Annotated in this window: 12 protein-coding genes and 1 pseudogene; 5 read left to right on the top strand and 8 right to left on the bottom strand. The window is 38.6% G+C overall.

Translation table 11 applies throughout. The features are described 5' to 3' along the window. Window positions 1–18: 18 nt before the first annotated feature. Together PHO71_RS01280 and leuS are read right to left on the bottom strand one after the other, a co-directional pair. Window positions 19–936, bottom strand: a complete 918-nt coding sequence (locus PHO71_RS01280; RefSeq protein WP_300197729.1) for a YitT family protein — start codon at window positions 934–936, stop codon at window positions 19–21. A gap of 134 nt (window positions 937–1,070) precedes the next feature. Beyond that, the gene (gene leuS, locus PHO71_RS01285; RefSeq protein WP_300197732.1) at window positions 1,071–3,905 is read right to left on the bottom strand and encodes a leucine--tRNA ligase; all 2,835 of its coding nucleotides are present in this window, start codon (window positions 3,903–3,905) and stop codon (window positions 1,071–1,073) included. Window positions 3,906–4,373: 468 nt separating this feature from the next. On the opposite strand from leuS, the gene PHO71_RS01290 reads away from it, so the two are divergent. After that, window positions 4,374–5,594: a hypothetical protein gene (locus PHO71_RS01290; protein ID WP_300197735.1), complete on the top strand. Its 1,221-nt coding sequence runs from the start codon at window positions 4,374–4,376 to the stop codon at window positions 5,592–5,594. A gap of 147 nt (window positions 5,595–5,741) precedes the next feature. Here PHO71_RS01290 and PHO71_RS01295 read toward each other — a convergent pair. Further along, window positions 5,742–6,409: pseudogene (locus tag PHO71_RS01295) on the bottom strand (beta-galactosidase); the annotation flags it as partial. A 329-nt stretch (window positions 6,410–6,738) separates the two neighbouring features. Between PHO71_RS01295 and PHO71_RS01300 the strand changes: the two are divergent. From PHO71_RS01300 to PHO71_RS01315, 4 genes are all read left to right on the top strand, one after another. Next, window positions 6,739–7,614, top strand: a complete 876-nt coding sequence (locus tag PHO71_RS01300) for a DMT family transporter (protein WP_300197738.1) — start codon at window positions 6,739–6,741, stop codon at window positions 7,612–7,614. A 59-nt stretch (window positions 7,615–7,673) separates the two neighbouring features. Then, window positions 7,674–9,380 (top strand): exo-alpha-sialidase, encoded by a 1,707-nt coding sequence (locus PHO71_RS01305; RefSeq protein WP_300197741.1) that lies wholly within the window; start codon window positions 7,674–7,676, stop codon window positions 9,378–9,380. 109 nt (window positions 9,381–9,489) lie between these two features. Continuing rightward, window positions 9,490–12,075, top strand: a complete 2,586-nt coding sequence (locus PHO71_RS01310; protein WP_300197744.1) for a zinc-dependent metalloprotease — start codon at window positions 9,490–9,492, stop codon at window positions 12,073–12,075. A 2-nt stretch (window positions 12,076–12,077) separates the two neighbouring features. Continuing rightward, on the top strand, window positions 12,078–14,564 hold the full coding sequence (locus PHO71_RS01315) for a zinc-dependent metalloprotease (RefSeq protein ID WP_300197746.1): 2,487 nt from the start codon (window positions 12,078–12,080) through the stop codon (window positions 14,562–14,564). A 260-nt stretch (window positions 14,565–14,824) separates the two neighbouring features. Here the strand turns inward: PHO71_RS01315 and PHO71_RS01320 are convergent, their stop codons facing one another. The 5 genes from PHO71_RS01320 to PHO71_RS01340 form a co-directional block, all read right to left on the bottom strand. Then, on the bottom strand, window positions 14,825–14,965 hold the full coding sequence (locus tag PHO71_RS01320) for a hypothetical protein (protein WP_300197749.1): 141 nt from the start codon (window positions 14,963–14,965) through the stop codon (window positions 14,825–14,827). 395 nt (window positions 14,966–15,360) lie between these two features. Next, on the bottom strand, window positions 15,361–16,656 hold the full coding sequence (locus PHO71_RS01325) for a hypothetical protein (protein WP_300197751.1): 1,296 nt from the start codon (window positions 16,654–16,656) through the stop codon (window positions 15,361–15,363). Between the two features lie 11 nt (window positions 16,657–16,667). Beyond that, window positions 16,668–16,871: a hypothetical protein gene (locus tag PHO71_RS01330; protein ID WP_300197753.1), complete on the bottom strand. Its 204-nt coding sequence runs from the start codon at window positions 16,869–16,871 to the stop codon at window positions 16,668–16,670. An 18-nt stretch (window positions 16,872–16,889) separates the two neighbouring features. Beyond that, window positions 16,890–18,275 carry a RagB/SusD family nutrient uptake outer membrane protein gene (locus tag PHO71_RS01335; RefSeq protein ID WP_300197756.1) on the bottom strand — a complete coding sequence of 462 codons (1,386 nt, stop codon included), beginning with the start codon at window positions 18,273–18,275 and terminating at the stop codon, window positions 16,890–16,892. A gap of 13 nt (window positions 18,276–18,288) precedes the next feature. Then, window positions 18,289–21,600, bottom strand: a complete 3,312-nt coding sequence (locus PHO71_RS01340; protein ID WP_300197759.1) for a SusC/RagA family TonB-linked outer membrane protein — start codon at window positions 21,598–21,600, stop codon at window positions 18,289–18,291. Between the last annotated feature and the right edge of the window lie 233 nt (window positions 21,601–21,833).

Raw genomic sequence — 21,833 nt, forward strand, 5'->3', positions numbered from 1 at the left:
TTTTATGACGTTTTTTTGTTACTTTACTTTCAATTGGTCGAACCCTTCGCCATATACGCCGATGACGGAGCTTTGTGAGATAAAAGCATTCGGGTCGATGCGTTTCACCAGACGAAAGATTTCCAGTGACTGTCGTTTCTTGGCTAGTACTACCAATACTTTCACATCATGTTTGCTGTACCACCCCGTACCGTTGAGTACAGTAACGCCCCTGTCGGTTTCTTTCGTGATACAGTCGGCTATCTCATCGTACTTTTTGGAGAAGATGAGGAATTGAACCGATTGGCGGGCACTGTTGATGATCCAGTCGAGTACGACACCGATAATGAACAACGTTACGAAGCCGAAGATAACCCGGCGCCAATCGTGAAAAACAAAGTAGCAAGAGCTGATGATAAATACATCGCAAATCATGATCATTCTTCCGAGTGTTACGTCTTTGTATTTATTGACGATGGCGGCAATAATGTCTGTTCCTCCGGTACTTCCGTTATAGTTGAATACAATGCCAAGACCTATACCGCACATGGCAGCTCCGATAATGCACGCCATAAAGTCCTGTCCAACTCCCAATAGGAGTGGTTTCCCGTCGGTCGAAACGTCCGGTACATGTACATAGTTATTCACTATTAATTGGAGAAACCACAGTAAGAAGGTCAGCATGAAAATAGCATAAGTCGTTTTTATGCTGAATCGCGGACCTAGTATCCGGATGGCAAATGTCATCAAAACGGCATTAATGATAAAGTACGACCATTGGATAGGAAAACCGGTAGCGTAGTAGATAATAGCTCCGATACCGGTAGTGCCTCCGGTAGTTATTTGATAAGGAAGTAGGAAAGCTGCCCATCCGAATGAATAACTTATCAATCCGAGAGTAATGTAAAAGTAGTCTTTTACTTCTCTCATTATTTCCGCTTTTTCAGGTCTTCGCATAGGGTTTATAGTTGATAAAACATAATTTGGAGTTGAACTATTTTTTTAGGCACGGATTTCGCGGATTAACACGGTTTTAAGAATCAACTCAGGAGAACCGTGGAATCTGCGTAATCCGTGCCTAAATAATATGGTTAGATTACAACGTTTACAATTTTTTTCGGTACAACGATCACTTTCTTTGGAGTTTTGCCTTCGGTCCATTTCAGGGAACGTTCGTCACTTAATACTGCTGCTTGGATAGCGTCCGAAGCGGCATCAGCGGCAAATTCCATGTTGAAGCGTGCTTTCCCGTTGAAAGAGATGGTATAGTTGATGGTATCTTCTTTCAGATATTCTTCATTGTATATAGGCCATTGAGCATCGCATACCGAAGTGGTGTGTCCCAACGTAGCCCATAGTTCTTCGCAAACGTGCGGAGCAAAAGGTGCGAGGACGATAATCAATTGTTCCAACACTTCTTTCTTGCTGCATTTGAGGTTGAAGAGTTCGTTTACACAGATCATAAATGCGCTGACGGAAGTATTGTAAGAGAACTGTTCGATATCTCCCGTCACTTTCTTGATCAGTTTGTGGAGGCTCTTCAATTCTTCTTTCGTAGCCGGTTCGTCTGTCACCAGATATTCGTCTGTGCGGCTATAGAACAATGACCAGAATTTACGGATGAAACGGTGTACACCGTCGATACCATTTGTATCCCAAGGTTTGGATTGCTCCACCGGACCGAGGAACATTTCGTACATACGGAGTGTGTCTGCACCGTATTTTTCGACAATCATATCGGGATTGACTACGTTGAACATAGACTTACTCATCTTTTCTACTGCCCAACCGCAGATGTATTTTCCGTCTTCCTGGATAAATTCTGCCGTTTGGTATTCGGGTCGCCATGCTTTGAAGGCTTCCATATCGAGAATATCGTTGGATACGATGTTTACATCCACGTGAATCGGAGTCACATCGTATTGATCTTTCAGGTTTAGCGAAACGAATGTATTAGTATCTTTGATTCGGTATACAAAGTTACTGCGTCCCTGAATCATACCTTGGTTTACCAATTTTTGGAATGGTTCTTCTACGGCAGATACACCCAGATCGTACAAGAACTTATTCCAGAAACGGGAATAGATCAAGTGCCCGGTAGCGTGTTCTGTACCTCCTACATAAAGGTCTACATTTTTCCAGTATTGGTCTACTTTCTTGTCCACCAATGCCTCATGATTGCGAGGGTCCATATAACGCAGGTAATAAGCAGAAGAACCCGCGAATCCCGGCATTGTGTTCAGCTCCAACGGGAAAACAGTAACGTTGTCTATCTTCTCGTTGTCTACCACACATTTGTTTGTTGTATCCCAAGCCCATTTCGCAGCATGTCCCAATGGAGGTTCACCGGTTTCAGTGGGCAGGAATTTAGCAACTTCCGGCAGTTCCAGAGGCAGGCTCTTTTCATCGATCATATAAGGCATTCCATCCTTGTAGTAAACAGGGAACGGCTCGCCCCAATAGCGTTGGCGAGAGAAAATGGCATCACGCAGGCGGTAATTCACTTTCACACGACCTAGGTTGTGCTCTTTTACATATTTCTTGGTTGCCGCAATTGCTTCTTTAATAGTCAGTCCGTTCAGTGAAAGATCACAGTAGGGAGTTACGTCCAAACGTGGTGAGTTGCAAACGGTCCCTTCCTTTGCATCAAAACTTTCTTCGCTTACGTCACAGCCTTCTACCAACGGACGAATCTCCAATCCGAAATGTTTGGCAAAAGCATAGTCGCGGCTATCGTGAGCAGGTACAGCCATGATGGCTCCTGTTCCGTATCCGGCTAATACATAATCGCTGATCCAGATAGGTACAGCTTCACCTGTGAAGGGATTGATGGCATAGGAACCGCTGAATACGCCACTGACACTACGATCGGCAATACGTTCACGTTCCGTACGTTTCTTGGTACGGTCGAGATAAGCATCTACCTCCGCTTTTTGGTTGGGTGTTGTTACTTGTGCTACCAGTTCACTTTCCGGGGCCAATACCATGAAGGTAACTCCAAACATTGTATCTGCACGGGTAGTAAAGATGGTAAATTCAAGATCACTGTCTTTTACTTTGAATTGGATTTCAGCACCTTCTGAGCGACCGATCCAGTTTTTTTGAGTTTCTTTCAAAGATTCTGTCCAGTCGATAGTATCCAGTCCGTCGAGTAATCGTTGCGCATAAGCTGATACACGCAGACACCATTGACGCATTTTCTTCTGAACGACCGGGTAACCGCCGCGCTCGCTGACTCCGTCCACTACTTCGTCATTTGCCAGTACAGTTCCCAAGGCAGGACACCAGTTCACCATTGTTTCGCCTAGATAGGCAATACGATAGTTCATCAGAATTTCCTGCTGTTCTTTTTCGCTTTTTGCTTTCCATTCGTCGGCAGTGAAGTTCAGTTCTTCGCTGCAAGCAATGTTCATGTCTTTAGTTCCGCAGATTCCGAATGCTTCAATCAGTTCTTCGATAGGACGGGCTTGCTTTTCGTCGTTGCAGTAATAGCTGTTGAACATCTTTTGGAAAGCCCATTGTGTCCAATGGTAATATTCCGGATCGCAAGTGCGTATTTCACGGTCCCAATCGAATGAAAAACCTATTTTATCCAACTGCTCCCGATAACGGTTGATATTATTGACGGTAGTAATTGCAGGGTGCTGTCCGGTCTGGATAGCATATTGTTCAGCGGGGAGACCGTAGGCGTCATATCCCATCGGATTGAGTACATTAAAGCCTTGCAGTCGTTTGTAACGGGCATAAATATCCGAAGCGATGTACCCTAGCGGATGACCTACGTGCAATCCGGCTCCTGATGGATAAGGGAACATATTCAATACATAAAATTTCTGCTTCGATTCGTCTTCCGTAACCTGGTAAGTTTTGCTCTCCACCCACCGTTTCTGCCACTTCTTTTCAATCTCCCTGAAATTATACTCCATAGCGATAAACTTTTTATTTATAGTGATTTATATTGTTATTTCAATTTTAGGGAGCAAATTTACGTGTTTATTTTCAGATAACCACGAGGTGAGGACAAAAACCTTAATATATCAAGGTAAACAAGGGTTTTATCGATAAATATTACAATAAAAGAGCTTTTTGTTTGATTATCTCCTATTTGTGTTGTATTTTTGGACAAAAAGTATAACACATGAAAATTAAAGTATAAAATTTCAATAGGTTAATCTGTAATTGCATTATGAGGATAACCGGTGGGAGAGAAACTGTGAAGATTTTCTCCCATTTTAGATTTGTCGGGTATAAAAGAGTTTCAAAATCAAATAAATACATAATTCTGCCGCAGTGAAAAATATTTCCTAAGTGATTATCAAAATTATCGAGGAACGTTTGCAGGTATCGGAAAGTTTTACGAATATTGTATTTTATGATTAAATAGTTATATTCCTATGAAAGCATATTATTACTTATCAGTTTTATTTCTTTTGTTTGTATCCGGTGTAAATGCGAATAACAGTAAGAGCATTCAGGAGTTTGGAGTATTGCCGAAAAACAGTCCGGAGATAAACCGGGATAATTTGCAAAAAGCAATTGACTGGGCTGCGTCTTCAGGATCTGCGTTGTGGGTAGAACCTACGGAAGGAGGTTATGCTGTGGCAGGAGGAATCCGGCTGAAGAAGAATGTTTCACTGATTGGTGTGCACGGGCCTACCGGACGGGGAACTCGTAACCCCGGGAAAGTTGAACCTGTCGGCTCGTTGTTTAAAATTACAGATAAATTACATCCATTTATTACAGTAGAGTCAGCTACTCAAATACGTGGCATCCAGTTTTGGTATCCGGAACAGACTCATACTGATTCTTCGGGAATAATTGCTTATCCTGCTACCATACAAGTAGATGTAAACCAGAATGTACAGGGAGTGACGCTTTCTTGCCTTACCTTTTATGGGGAATATGTGGCGATGGATTTCTGTTCTAACGGAAAGAATATCAACGAGCAAATCTTGTTTGAGCATTGTTATGGTTATCCTTTGAGTGGAGAATTTATCAAGATTGATTATTGCTATGATATTCCCCGGATCTTGCATTGTCATATTAACCCTGCCAATATGCGTGAGTTCGGGCGCTCATTCAGTCGCGAAGTGATAGATGCTGTTATAGCCCGCAAAAGTTTTGCTTATGCAATTAATCATACGGATAATGCTCAGATGATCGATGTGTTTACTTTCGGAACTTATGGTGGAGCTTGGTTAGGACCCGAATCGTATGGACAGCTGACTAATTTCAATTTCGACTGTGTGACTATTGGTATTCATAAGATGGGTACACAAAACAAAAACAGGAATTGGCAGATTGCTCAAGGATCTATCATTGCTAATGCCGGTGCTACTGTGGAAGAGATTCATCCATTTGTAATCGAAGGTGAAGGACATACGGCGATTCTGAATGTAGAGGCTTTCTCGGGTAAGAATGCTGCCCTTACGGCTATTGGTGAGTCTTTTGATTATATGCTGGTGAAAGGAGACAAAAGGCTGACTGTTTCCTTGGTTGGTTGCCGGATGAGAAATTATGTTTCGGATCAACCTTTTACGGTTCAGAATCCGCAAGCACGTATACAGGCTGTTGCTTGTATTGACAAAGAGGAGGAATTTTATAATTATCCTTAGATAGGATATTTTAAAGTTTACTATTGAGTCGAAGTTATTTAGTAGTTACCCGGAGATATATGTAAAAAGTTTCAACACACCTCTCTGGGTAACTTTTCTATTAATGTTTGAGAGCTAAACTCATATGACTTTATGGAGTATGAAATGATTACTCCATCCATAAGACTCACCGTTGAAGCTGATATGTCCCCAATAATCAGAAGGTAAATGATCAAAAAACAAGTTGCTTATTCCTACCAGTTCATGGATAGGAGCAGCCAATGATTTCAGCAATTTATAATATTTATGAACGTGCCCCATCGTATTCCATTGATTGGTCTGTGGTTGAAAATTCATTTTAATATTATTATTCATCGTAAACATCATGCGGATACGTCGGGAGGCAATGGATAAAGGCATTCGGTTATTTTTCTTGTAAGCGGCGCGCGACTTTTCTATTTCATTGATCGTTTTTTTATATTCCTGTCCGCCAGGTGTCAAAGTGACTCCATCTGTTTGCATCAAGCCGTAATGATATTGTTCACTTTCCTTTAAAGGTTGGCGGAAACGGTAGTTACAAATAAACTTACCACCTCCGGCAAACACATGATACATCCATAGACGGGTTGCAACTCCATTACACCAAATTGTTTTCCCGGATAATTGCGGAATAAGTCATTGGGAAATCCAAGGCTTTCAATGTTGCTAATCCGGAATCCCTGCTCTCTATAACCTCTTTCATGAGCAGTCACCAGGTAACGGGTATAAGTAGTGAAATCTAAATGATCCATGCCTGGCGGATCTACCGGATAGAATACAGGTATAATTTTAGAAGTGTGAAGGATTCCATTGTTCGGGATAGTAGTAAGAACCAAACGTCATCAGGTCTTTATCGGGAAAGAAATTTGGAGTAGATTGGCACTAAACGGTTCCTGCTATTATTGATAAACTCACGGTCCCAATCCATCTTTTGATTTTATTAATACACATATCTATTAGAATTTAATGATAAACAATGGTTTTTGAACTATCAAGATACGTAGGACTCTCTTACTATAATATCAGAATAATCCCAAATAATGTAATTATCATTTCAATTTCCCGTAATAACGTTCAATATATTCATGATTCCCTATATCTTTGCGACATCTTTAAAGCTACAAATATGAAACTAAAGCATGGATACTATCATTTGATTGCTATATTGACAGTAGCTATTTGGGGATTGACCTTTATAGCTACTAAGATATTGATTCATCATGGATTGACTCCACAGGAAATATTCTTTTATCGTTTTTTGATTGCTTATATTGGTATTTGGCTAATTTCTCCCCATCGGCTTTTTACAAACCACTGGAAGGATGAACTTTGGTTGATAGCAGGAGGGATATTTGGTGGTTCCCTCTACTTTTTTACAGAGAATACTGCTTTGGGAATTACACAAGCTTCGAATGTTTCTTTTATTATCTGCACAGCTCCTTTGCTTACTACCATCCTTTCATTGTTATTTTATAAAAGCGAAAAGGCTACAAAGGGATTAATCAGCGGTTCATTGCTGGCATTGGCGGGAGTGGGACTTGTGGTTTTCAACGGGAGTGTAGTGTTGAATATCTCTCCGGTTGGAGATTTGCTGACTTTGCTAGCTGCTTTGTCATGGGCTTTTTATAGTCTGATTATTAAAAAAATGGCAGGACGTTATCCTACTGTATTTATTACCCGTAAGATATTTTTTTATGGAGTACTAACGATTCTTCCTGCTTTCTGCATTCATCCCTTGCAACCGGATTTTTCTGTGCTGCTGCAACCGTCTGTTTTGTTGAATCTATTGTTTTTGGCTGTGTTGGCTTCATTGGTCTGCTATATTCTCTGGAATGTCGTGCTGAAACAATTGGGAACAGTGAGAGCTTCTAATTATATATATCTGAATCCATTAGTGACAATGGTGGCTTCGGCGCTTATATTGCAGGAGAATATAACACCGATTGCATTAGCTGGAGCAGCTTGTATTATGCTGGGAGTTTATCTGGCGGAAAAGAAGTAGGAGAATCGGGAAACCGGACACCCGCAGAGGAACTTTTGTTTATTCTAAATGTGATAATTATGAAAACGACTAAACGATACTTATTATCTCTCATCTGTTTAAGTATATCCACTTTGATTGCTTATGGAAATCCGAATGGACCGGGAGATAAATCAGGGACTTCGTATCAACCTAAAAAAGGACATCCTATTGACGGGGTTCGTATAGGGTGGGATTATAGTACTCTTCAACAATTGTCAGCGAAAGGGGGATATCCCCGTTCCATTCGTTTACAAGATCATTCGGTGGTGGCAGTGTACGAAGATTATGCAACAGGTTATGCAATGCGTCGTAGTACCGATGATGGTGTGACATGGAGCGAGCCTGTCACATTATTCCATTCTCATAAATTTACGAATGAAAAAGGAAGTACATGGATGCATATTGCTAATTCAGAGATATTTCAATTGGCCAATGGTGATTTGCTGGCTGCGTGTAATTACCGTCCGAAAACTGCTGAAATTGCTCCTTTTGCCATTGTAATACGCCGCAGCACAGATAATGGAGTAACATGGAGCGATCCACAGGTAGTTTATGAAGCTCAGCCGCGTTTTACAGATGGGTGTTGGGAACCTTCATTTCTTCAGTTGCCCAATGGAGATGTACAAGTTTACTTTGCCAATGAAGGTCCTTATACTCACTCCAATGAACAGGAAATCTCAATGCTGACTTCACAGGATAATGGTAAGTCGTGGGGAGGTTATAAAACAGTTTGTTTTCGGGCAGGAAGTCGCGACGGAATGCCGGTAAGTAAGATAGTGGGAGATGAGATTGTCTGTGTCATCGAAGATTGTGGTTTTGTTACTTTTAAACCCTATACGGTACGTACCAAAATAACAGATAACTGGTCTTCGCCTGTGTTGGCCGATTCTCGAAATCGTGACAAAGCTTTGGCAGATACCGTTGAAGATTGGGTTTATATGGGGGCTCCTTATTTGGGAGTCCTCCCGACAGGTGAAACTTTGCTTTCTTATCAGGTAGATGATACTCGTCATGCTGACCAGTTTGGAGATAGAGTACCTTATAGTACTATGGAAGTGGCAATTGGTGATAAAAACGCACGGAACTTCACACGGCGTACTCGTCCATTCCCTGTTGCAAAGGGGAAACATAGCATATGGCCATCCGTGGCAGTATGGGATGCAAATACGGTAGTTGCCCTTGCTTCCGGTAATTATGGGGGAGGGGAAGCTCCTTGCTTCATCAAAGGTCATGTAATGAGAGATCTGGAAATAAAGGGTGCTACAATTTCTGAATATCCCATATTTATCGGGCATTACGGAAAATCCAATTTGCGTGCCGGTGTGGGAAAAGATATAAATCATCTTTATGTTACCTGTAAGGTGAAAGACTCTGAACTCTTTTCAGGTGGAAAAGGTACGCAAACCGGAAGTGGGGTTTATCTTTATCTTGATACAAATAATAGTTGCTTGGAAGAGCCGGCAGAAGGAGTATATAAGATATGGTGCTCATATAATGGCGATGTAACTGTATGGAAAGGAAATCGCGGAAAATGGGACACTGGCAAAAAAGATGGGATAAGAGTGACTCCGAATATAGTGGAAGGAGGGTATGTGTTAAACTTTTCTATCCCTTTGAAAAACTCTTTCAGCAAAGAGAATATGCGAATCAGTGCTTCCTTGTCTACAAAGTCTTACGTAGAAACATTAGTAAATAGCGATGAGAAGAAGCCGTGCACATGGATGAAGATGGACTTACACCCATAAGTTGCAAACGTGTGAAAGATAAAAGATACGGAAAAAAAGCGGAGATATTTGGCTCGTAAACGGATCTAATTCTTAATTTTGTGATCTATATTTTAATACTATCACGTTTATGAAAAAAATCTGGATTGCACTTCTGGCATTTTCTATGCTAGGAGCATCTATTTCAGCGAATGAATCTTTCTTTAAACGCAAAAAGTCGAAGAAGAAAGAAGTAGTTGAAAAAGAAAAAACACCTTATGACAAGCTATTCTTATCCGATCATTCGAAAGCTGAGGGATTTATTACTGTTCACAAAGTTAAAGAGAAAATTTATTTTGAACTTCCGCTTTCATTGTTGCGACGTGAGATGTTGCTGGGGTCTACAGTGACTGAAATCAGTGATAATAAAAATGCGATTATCGGATCTAAGCCGACTGAACCGATCCATTTCCGTTTTCAGAAATTGAATAATAAAGTTTGTTTGTCGGCCATTCAGACAGAGAATGTAAGTAACGATAAAGATGGAAGATTGAAGGCGGCAATTGAAATGAGCAATATTGACGCTATTTTGCAGGCTTTTGACATTGCTGCTTATAATAATGATAGTACGGCAATTGTCTTTGAGGTTACGGAGTTTTTTGTGGGTGATAACAAGTTGATGCCTCCTTTCGATAAATTCAGTGTGAATACATCGGGTGGACGTAAACGTACTACTTCTTTTCAAAGCAACCGTTCTTTCATTGATAGTTTCAAGGCATTTAAGGATAATATATCGGTTCGTAGTAGCTTGAATTATACTTATTCACTGACCGGTGGAAAAGGAAGTGATATTAAAGACGAACCTTTCACAGCAAAAGTAACACGTTCCATCGTGTTGCTCGACTCTGTTCCTTATCGTCCACGGTTGATGGATAGCAGAATCGGTATTTTTCCTACTATCAAAAAGGAATATTCGGCTACTAAGCAGACAATGCGGCCTATGTATTATGCAAATCGTTGGCGTTTGGAGCCTTCTGATTTGGAAGGATACCTGGCAGGTAAAAAAGTGACTCCCGTAAAACCTATCGTTTTTTATATCGACAGTTGTTTCCCCGAAAGTTGGAAAAAGTCTGTATTCGAAGCTGTGAATCAATGGAATCAACCGTTTGAGAAAATTGGCTTTATACAGGCGATACAGGCAAAAGAGTTTCCGAAAGACGATCCCGAATTTGACCCCGACAATCTGAAATATTCATGTATCCGTTATGCTCCTGTTGCCATTGAGAATGCAATGGGACCGTCTTGGGTTGATCCGCGTAGTGGAGAAATATTGAATGCTTCTGTGTATCTGTATCATGATGTCATCAAGTTATTGAATAACTGGCTGTTTATTCAGACGGCTCAGGCGGACAAACGTGTGCGTCATAAAATTATTCCGAGAGTAGTGATGGATGATGCTTTGCGCTATGTTGTTTCCCACGAGGTGGGGCATTGTCTCGGATTTATGCATAATATGAGTGCTTCTTCTGTAATTCCGGTTGATTCACTCCGATCTCCGTCGTTCACACAGAAGAATGGAACGACTTCTTCTATTATGGATTATGCCCGTTTTAACTATGTGGCACAGCCGGGAGACATGGAAAGAGGGGTACGTATGACGCCTCCTTATTTTGGTCCGTATGATAATTATCTGATTCGTTGGAGTTATACTCCTGTACCCGAAGCTAAGACTACCGAGGAAGAATATGCAGTCACTTCCAAATGGATTACCGAATTGTCTGATAATCCCATATACCGTTATGGAAAACAACAGTCTGATATACTCGACCCGCGTTCCCAGACGGAAGATCTGGGAGATAATGCTGTAAAAGCTACTCAATATGGGGTGAAGAATCTGAAATACATTCTATCAAACCTGAATCAGTGGCTGGAAGAAGAAGATGTGGATTATACTCATCGATCCGATTTGTATGATGGCATCTTGATGCAGTATATAACGTATATGTTGCACGTATATCATAATATCGGTGGAATTTATATGCATGAGAAATTGGTAGGTGATAAAGTGGAAGCATTGCAGAGCGAACCGAAAGAAAAACAGAAAGAGGCTATGGACTACTTCCTGGAGCAGTTGGCAACATTGGATTGGGTGGACGATAGTAATACCCTGAAGACATTGCCTATGGTGGGGAAACCATCGGATGCTTTGCGTAATGTTCTGATGAAACTGTTGATGGAGGCTCCTGCGAGGGTCGAGTTTTCGGCTTTGAAAGCAGGAAAAACAGGATATGGTGTAGAGGAGTGTATGAATGATATTTATACATATATTTGGAGCCCGACTATGAAAGGGCGTAAGCTCACTGAAAGTCAGATGAAGTTGCAGAATTTGTTTGTTAAATATCTGGCGTCTACTGCCGGAATCCGTTGGAGCAAAGAGACGAAATCGTTGGTGGATGAAGAGAACGTATGGGAGCAGTTGTCTGTTTTCCATCGGCATACACATGAGGGGCATAGTGGATGTTGTATTTCGGATCTGGAGCGTATGTTTAATCCGGTAGCAGGATTCGACGAACCGATGGCAGAGTATTTCGTTCCTAAAAATCAAGATAGTATGTGTTACGGCTATTTTCTTCGTATACGTGATCTGTTGAATGGCCAGAAGCTGCATACTGATAAAGATACACGGCTTCATTATCAATTATTGCTTCATCAAATGAATAATGCTTTAAATAGATGATTATGAAGAATAAATATATCCTTTTGCTCTTACTGTCTGTGTTGGGTTTGTCTGTCTTTTCTCCTGCGGAGGTCGCCGCTAAGAAAAAGAAGAAGAAAACAGAACAGGTAAAGGTTAAGAGTGAATATGAGAAGTTAGTAGGAGACTCTACTAGAGTGGAGGCCAAAGGAATGATGAATCTTTATTGGATAGGTGATAAAGTATATATGGAGATTCCTAAAAAGGTGGTTGGCAAACGCTTGTTGATGGGGGCTGTAGTAGATAAAGTAAGTAATCCGCAGGAGTCATCTATTGGATTTAGGGCAGCTGCTCCCTTGCAGGTAAAGTTTTGTAAGTCCGATTCTTTAATCCGGTTGTACCAGATTGCAAACCGCCCGGTGACTGATCATGATCCGTATATTGGAGATGCTTTGGAGAGAAGTTTTGGTGATATGCTCTTGGAGCAGTTTTCTGTAAAGGCTTATTCTCCGGATAGTGCTATGGTGATAGATGTCACATCATTTGTTTTTAAAGATGATGAATATATGAATCCGATTGATCCGAAGGGCTTTAATTCAATGGATGGCTGGGTGAAACGGAAAGCTACCTTTAAACAGAAACAGTCGATGATATCCGGTGTTGCTTCTTATGCTGATAATGTATCGATTTCCTGTAATATGAGCTATGATCTTTCGATGTCATTGTTCGGTATCTTCCCTATCGCAGAAGATATTCCATTCAGTGCAGTTGTGAAGCGTACGTTTATGTTATTACCGGAAGATGAAGATTATCTTCCCCGTTTGGCAGATGCACGTATTGGTACTTTATGGAATGATAAAGTGAGCTTTTCTGACAAGAAGCAAGGGAGCCAGACGCAATACTGGGTGAATCGCTGGAATCTGAAAGAAGGAAATCCGATTGTTTTCTATGTGGATACTTTGTTGCCCGATAGCTGGCAACGTTGTGTTTATCGTAGTGCCGATACCTGGAATGAGGCGTTCCGTAAAATAGGTTTCTCCAAAGCGTTGGAGGTGAAACCTTATCCTAAAGATCGCGAAACGTTTGATGCCAACAGTATCACTAAATCGTGTATTCGGTATGTGCCTTCTCCTTCTGAGAGGATCACAGATAATTGTTGGAGCGACCCTCAGACAGGAGAGGTCATTAGTGCTAATATCTATATTCCTCACAATCTGGCTTCACAAATTCAGTTGGATTACTTCTTGCAAACTTCTTCTTTTAACGATAAAGCACGTACATTGACTCCTGACGCTTCGCTGGTAGAAGAAGCATTGACATCTTTGTTGTTGAAACATTGGGGGCATTGCCTCGGGCTGACGGATAATATGGCAGGCTCTATTGCTTATCCTGTAGATTCGCTTCAATCGGAAGGGTTTGTAAAACAACATGGATTGTCAGCTTCGGTAATGGATAAACTTCCAATGAATTACTTGCTTTCATCCGATAGTTACAAGCCCGGAATGCCTCTAACTCAACAAGTGTTGGGTGAGTATGATCATTGGGCACTTCGTTATTTATATCAGCCGATGAATAAGAAAAGCCCTCAGGAGGAATTGTCGGCATTACAGGCGTTGGTTTCAGAGCGTAATCAAAATCCCTTGTTGCTTTTTAAACGTCCTCAAAGCAGGAAAGCTTATTATGATCCTCGTGGGATGGAAATGGATTTAGGAGATGATGCGACTCGTGCTGCCACGATTGCTTTTGAGAATATGGGACAGGTGATAGCAAATGCAAACCAATGGTTGGACAAGGAAGATATAAATTATGAAGAGCGTACTATGTTGTATGGACATATCATCAATCAGGTAGACGAGTACGTGAAGCATGTGTTGCAGCAAGTAGGAGGTATTTATCTGAATGATAGTTATCGGGGGGATGCATATCCTTCTTATCAGACGGTATCGAAAGAGGTGCAACGCAATTCTTTTTTATGGATGTTGGACGCTATAGAAAAGATGTCGTGGATGGATAATGAGGAGTTGCAAAATCATTGTGCATTGACGGGAAGTGCGGCGGATTATTCTCAGAAGTTCTTTGGAAATTTAATTCTGGTTCAGTTGGGTAATCTTTGGTTGAGTGAAAGTAAGTCGGATGATCCTTATACACAGAAACAGGCTATTTCGGATTTGATTGACTTTTTATTCAAAGAGACTAAGGCAGGTAAGAAACCGTCTGAATTCAAACGTTTTGTGCAGGCACAATTGTTGAGTGTTGTCATTTCCTGGTCGGATGTGAGTCCGGCAAAGGATAAATCGTCTTCTGGTAGTTCTTCTGGCTTTGCATTGAGTGAAGTGCATCCATATATGGGTATGAAAGCGATAGAAAGTATCTCGTATATGTCCGATCCTGCACGTGGACCTTTCTGGTATGGTTGTTTGCAGGATTTGAAACGAGAGTTTCAGAAGGCAAAGGCTGTAGCACCGACGAAAGAGTTAAGAGAGGAGTATGGCTATCGGTTGTATACGATTGAGAAGGCGCTGAGGAAGTAATTTATAAATATAGTATATAATGAGAGAGATCGTTTTCCAATGACGGAAAACGATCTCTCTCATTATTATGTCCAACTCTCCCAAGTCTTTCTTCAATTATTAATAAACTTTTTATTAGGGTATAAATACTCTATAGATTGAGAAAGTAGTTTTCTGAAGTTGTTTAGCGGGCATTTGCTAAAGTTGAATTATTGATCTTTAGATTGCTTTATATAAAAAATATTACCTTCAAATTATGACCGTTTTTCTTTTTCTCAATCTCATTTAAAAGGATCATTGCAGCCTTCTAATTTAACTGTTGCACCAGCTTCTTCTAATTCTGTTTTAAATTCCAGAACTGTAGTATGTCTAGCAATAGCTAATATTTCGGGTACACTATTTACTAATTCTATCGCTACCATAAGGTTGCATTGTAAGAATTTCGTGATTACTAATAAGACTCCCCGTCAGTTTGATCCAACACTTGTAAGAACAACTGCATCCTAATTATTTTCTCCATTTGGTTCATCTATTATTATAGTAGAATTACTTGTTTTAGCAGAATTGCTACGTTCATCTAAAAATTCCTCATTAGAACAAGAAGAAAATGTAGCTAAACTTAAAAACAACGCAATCATAAAACAAATTAATTTTGTTTTATGATTGCGTTGTTTTATGATGTTATATAATCCGTAAAAAATATTTCAATAGAAATAAATTACATAAAAAAATAAGTTTCAATAAATCATTCACCCTATGGTTCATTAGATATTTTAGTTTATTCAAAATATAGTGATTTCAGCACAAGTTTGTTACTTCATTCTACTACTCGAGTGAAAGTATAAGTTATACCAAAGAAACTAGGGAATATATCTATGTCGAATTCATTTCCTAACTCTTTATCATAGGCTTGCTTTAAAAAATCTGTGGGTTCATATTGATGGAAATAAATAATGATGTTATTATCATCTATTTTATCTAATCCAACAAATACATCGTCTAGTTTTACAGATTTAGAAGAGAAATTGGTGTTAATTTGGGATATTATAAAATATGGTACATCATATTCTTCGTAGGTAGCCCAATCTGTAATACCTTTCTGTATGTGATCAAATGTAATTTTATGTCCTTGCGGATTACCAAAGAAATTCTTTAAATCTCCACTCAAATGGGGAATAATCTTATCTGTTCCATCATCTAAATGTATAAACTCTAAATAATCATTTGGATTATTGTTTTCTGGCAGCTTCCCAACCCAATCTTCATCATCTGTAAATATTGTAAATGTTTCACTATTTGTAATGGATACTGGTTTCCATTTACCAAGCATATCAGTGAATCTTAGTTGGTCTAATTTAAGAGTATGTGAGTTAAATGAACCTGCATAATAAAGTTCAGAATCATTGTTTGGAACTTTTAATTTAAGAATAGCTTCTTTTCCAGCATAATCTTCTGCTCCATCTACTATTTTAACAGTAAATGTTGTTTGTCTAGAGCCTCTGGGGATCGTAACAGCCATTCCATTTGGAATTTCGAAATCTGTGTTAATCTCTGCTGTACTTGAAGGATCTATTTCTATTGGAAGAGATATGGCTGTTGGGGCATTATATTTACTTCCACTAATTTCTCCTTGTAGCTCTACCCTTATTTCTACTGAACTTAACATACGAGAATATGTAGTACTAAATGAGTACATTATATGTTCTTTTATTTCTACTGGAATAATAGCTACATTCTTATCTCCTAGATTATAGCCTGATATAGGGCTAATTGACAACCTAATTTCACGATCTGAAGTTAGGTTGTTTTTAGGGGTTAATGTAACTGTAGCCTTAGTCTCACCAGATTTTATTATAAACTCTTTTGCTGATATCTCATAATCTTCGTTTAAAATAGCTGTTCCATCTATATTTATAGGGACACTTAAATCTGTTTCTGGAGCAACAGAGGCTCTTAATTCAACATCTAAACTACCTAAGGCAGGTAATATATATATTGAACGACTAAAAGAGAGTGTTGCTGTAGGTGAGTCATCGTCATTGCAAGAAGTAATAATTGCAGTTAAGATAGCAATTAACAAAAAGGTATTTATATTTTTGAATATCGTTTTCATTTTATTCTATTTTATTGATCTATAGCTGTATTGTATTCATCCCAACGAGCTTGTATTTCTTCACGTTCTTGGGAAGTTAATATATTTCCTTTAGGTAGTAAATAGTCATCCGTTACACTTTCTACTTTGGGAGTCAGTTCTTCGGGTTTATCACATGATAGAAATGTGAAAGAAAAAATGCCAATGGCACATATAATGTATATAATATTTTTCATGTTTTCTTATTTAAATATTTATTCAATATATCCTGGATTCTGTACAAGTAGACCTGGAAATAATTTAATATCTGCTTTTGGAATAGGATAAGTATAAAGATATTTTTCGGTAACATATTTCTTACCATTGGCTGCAACCCAGAATTCTGGTCGTCCATTACGCTTTAGTTCAAACCAACGATCTCCTTCGAGAAACAATTCTTTTCTACGTTCACAAAGAATAACGGACATGAGTTTACTTAGTGGAATACCTGTGGCGTCACTTGTAATATTTTGCTCGAAGACTTCTGGAAGGTTATCCATTGTATAAGTAGTGTAATTTAAAGTGATACGCTTAGAACGTAGCATATTTAAGTATAACAATGCATTAGTTTCATCTTTCAAATGTGCATATGATTCTGCAATAATTAAGCATAATTCCTCACTACGAAATTTAGTTGTTACAATTTTGTTTGTAATTCGTTTAGAATTGTATGTATTGGTTTTCCGTATGTCGTTTGGAGTAGAAGTAAATAAATCTACTAGATTTTTACATAGTGGGCGCTTTTTTACATCTACTTGGGCTCCGGCATAATCTAATGTTCCTATCTCATTGTCATTTGTATATGATCGGATAATAACATTGTGTGTCTTCTGTAGTTTTTGATTAATTGACTCTGCATATTCTTCTGCTTCTAGCATAGGGTATTTTTCCAATATCTCTTTTGCATATAAAATTGCGTTATTCCAGTCTTGTGTCCAAAAAAGAAAACGCGCCATATAGGCTTTTGTTACAGATTGTGTGAAGAGAAAATCATTGTTGGTTACATTATAAGAAAGAGCTTTTTTAAATCCATTAAGTATAAATTCTGCTGTTTCTTTTAAGTTGGAACGGGCAGGTTTGGCTTCCATATCGAATTCATTGACTAGTGGTAAACCTAGTGTCTCTTCCGAAGTTTCAGGTTGATAAGGTTCGCAATAACGTTGCATTAAATTATAGTAACAAATGGAACGAATAGACCAAGCTGTTCCCAACAAAGTTTTTGCTATTTCTGATTCAGTGTCTTCCATATTACCAATAATCATGTTGCAGTCTTTGATTACAGAGTATAAAGTTTTGTAATGCCCCTGGTTTTTGTTAATAGCTATCCCAACGTATAAATCAGTATAAGTATAGCTATTAGCAAGAGATGCATCTAAGTCATCAGCAAACATTTCTAAATTGTCTGTTTGTACTGGTGATGGTACTATAACATCATCTGTCCCTTTTTCAATTTGATCTAACCAATAATGGATAATCGTTGAAAAATCCTCTGCTGTTTTCGGTATAATTTTACCTTTAGGTTTTACATCTAAATAGTTGTTGCATGAAGTTAGCAATGTGAGTAACCCACAATAGAATATCATAAATATTTTTCTTTTCATATTTTCTTGTATTTTAAAATCCAACATTAACACTAAACATAACAGAACGGCTTACCGGATAAATTCCACTTGGAGTTTCTGGGTCCATTCCTGGATAACTAGTGAAGGTGATGAAATTATTCAGAGCCAGAGAAAGATCTACATTGGAGAGGGCAGATTTATTCAACAATTTTTTTGGGAGCGTATAACCTAAAATAATACTCTTGATTCGTACATATGATATATCTTCCAAAAATACTCCTCGTGTAATTTCTGGATGCATTGGATTGTAATAGCTAAAGCCATAGGATTCACCAAATACATTCCATATACGTGGATAAGTACCATTCGTATTTGTTGGAGTCCAACGATTAGCTGCCTCTTTTGGTACATTTAAATGTTGTACAAAAAGGTCATTTTGGAATACTTGAGTATTTTCATTTTGACTACCCAAACTTGCACTACTATATGAAAGTGGCGGTTTTATAAATTCAAAAGTTTTAGCTCCTGTAGCAAATGTTCCATTAATGCTAAGACGGATACCTTTGTATTCGGTAGTAGCATTAAAACCACCAGTAATTGGAGCTTCACCTGTTCCTAAATAAAAACGGTAATTATCAATTTTATTTAAGTCTGTAGCTGTCTTTATTTCTGCATCTGGTCGTAATTGGAATGTATATAATCCTGTTTCTGGATCAATCCCTGTGACTTTACCGCTATATATTGCTCCTATGGGATATCCTTCCCATATTTCGCCTAATCCCATACTCTTATTGGGAGATTTATATTTGGTGACTTTATTCATATTATAAGCGAGGTTAGCTGATAAGGCTAAAGAAAAGTCTTTGGTTTTTACAGGTGTTCCATTTAAGCTAATTTCAATACCTTTGTTTTCAATATCTGCTGTATTGTATTCTTGTCGCGTGAATCCTGTTGTACTTAACACTTGTACAGGGGTTACAATATCTTTGCTTTTTCGGTAATATCCTTCTACAACTCCATTCAAACGGTCATTGAATAAACCAAAGTCTAATGCTACTTTTACATCTTGTGTCTTTTCCCATCGTAAGTTAGGATTAGGAGGACTTACGACTTTTCCGGTATGATAAACGTTATTTGAAACATTTCGATAGTCATCATAATAACTGATAATCATTTGTGGACTAATTGAACGGTTTATATTTCCTGTAAATCCGGTTGCTATGCGAAGAGTCAGGCGGTTTAATGTAGATTTTAGAGAACTCATAAAGTTCTCTTCGCTGATATTCCATGCAGCACCGGCTGCCCAGTTCGGATTAAACTGTTTGTCACTACCAAAGTTAGAACTGCCATCAGTACGAAAGGAGGCATTTAGTACGTACTTGTTTTTATAATAATAGTCAGCGGAAGCATAAAAGGATGCAAACCTTTGTTCATTCCAAGTCTCTCCATTGGATGCATCTATTGCTGCTAAATAGGCTTTTAGCTTTTCATATCCAACTCCTGTAGGACTATCTGGAAGAGGAGTCACGGAATTTCCTGTAATGGAATCATACCCATATCGTTTACTAAACAAGCCATTTGACTTGCTGCCACGAAGTTCTGCACCCACAATTAAAGAGATTGAATGGTTTTCACCGAAATGATCATCATATGCGAAATGACCGCGCGCCATATAGCTTTCATTATCGACATTGCGTTGTAAAATAGAAGCATATTCTTTTTGGGAACTACTATCAATGGATAGGCGGTTATCTAGTGCGGCTTTTGTTCCATTATTGTAGATTTCTTTTAGGCGATTGGTTGCATAAGTATAGGATACAAGCCCTATGAAACGTAGTTGATTTATAATAGTATAATCAATTCCTGCTCTCATTGTGGTATTCACATTCTTTGTACGTGAGGATGTTTCATTCATTTCACGTAAAATATTAAATCCATCTTCAGGAATTAACTTTTTGTTTGTGGTATTATTATTGTATTCTCCTAATGAATAATAGGTTTCGTCTGCGCGATAACTTCCATCAGTATTATATGGACTTTCGTATGGATTTGCATAATAGGCATATCTGAATGGATCAAGAGAATTTAGAGCTGGCGATTTAGAAGATTGATAAGATACTGCTGCTCCTAAATCAATTTTGACCTTGTCATTAGGGTTCATAATAAGATTAGTCGTAATGTTATAACGGTCATAATCGTTATTTTTTAATAGACCGGCATTTTTTGTATACGACATAGAAGTGTAGTAAGTATATTTATCACCACCCCCACTAATGGATAAATTGTGTGTGGTTGATATGCCATTTCTAAATAACTCATCATACCAATTTGTATTTGTCTTTCCAAGCTCGTCAATATATGCATCTTGCTGGTCTTTCGTCCACCCTTTGAAGCGTCCATTGCCAGACCGGATGATACCTACGACTCCGATTACAGGATAATCTGTTTTTCCTGCTTCAAATCCTGATGCAGAGAACTCGTCCCATAGGCCTTGTTCATATGCTAGTTTTTCTTGAGCATTCATTAAAGAAAAATCACGTTGGGGTGATAGTGTAACGGAAACATTTCCTGAATAATTAATTCTTGTTTTTCCTTGTTTCCCTTTCTTTGTAGTAACTACGATTACCCCTCCAGCTGCACGTGAACCATAAATTGCTGTTGCAGAAGCGTCTTTCAAAATAGTAATGCTTTCAATGTCATTTGGATTGATACCAGCAACACCATTCATGAATAAGTCATCAAACTGATTGGATTTTATTTCCGAGCTACTCGGCATATCAGCGGTATTTCCCTGCATAGGTACTCCATCTATTACCCATAGCGGTTCTCCTTCTCCTGTAAGTGTATTTGTACCTCTAATACGAATCTTCTGAGTGCTACCCGGTTGTCCACTTATAGCAGATACAGCTACACCTGCAATTTTACCTTGCATGAGGGCATCTATAGTTGGCTGGGGTTGATCTTTCAATTGGTCAGCGGTTATAATTCCGACAGAACCAGTCATTTTTTTAAATGTGGTTTGGGTGTATCCGGTGATAACAACCTGATCCAATTCATTTGCTTCAGGTTCCATTATGATTTTGATAAAGTTTGTTACCCCTTTTATCAAGTGCTCTGTATTCTTCATACCAATGTAGGAGAAAACAAGTATTTTTCCTCCTTCTACTTCTTTAATGGAGAATTTACCATCCATATCGGTGGTAGCCCCAACTTGGGGAACTTCCTTGTAGCGAATGGATACGCCAATCAATGGTTCTCCAATTTCGTCGGTAACAATACCTTTCACTGTTGCTTGAGCATTTGCAAATAATGGTAAAAGAAATGCAAAAAGTAACACTAATAAAAAAATGGGAATTTTATTCATAATTATATAAATTAGATTTATGTAAACACAAAAATATTATTATTATCTAATATAAGCAAGAAAAATGCTAATATTTACTATAAGAATGTGTGTTTTTGTAGATATATGTCTCCTTACTACTTTTTATAAAAAAAATTAAGTAATAGATTGATATTTGGATTTAATAGAATTTATATAATTTGAGCGTATTTATTGAAGTATTTAAATGTTTAATAAGAAATGTGAGAATACGA

Origin of the sequence: Bacteroides sp. (assembly GCF_028690125.1) — a bacterium.
Classification (GTDB): domain Bacteria; phylum Bacteroidota; class Bacteroidia; order Bacteroidales; family Bacteroidaceae; genus Bacteroides.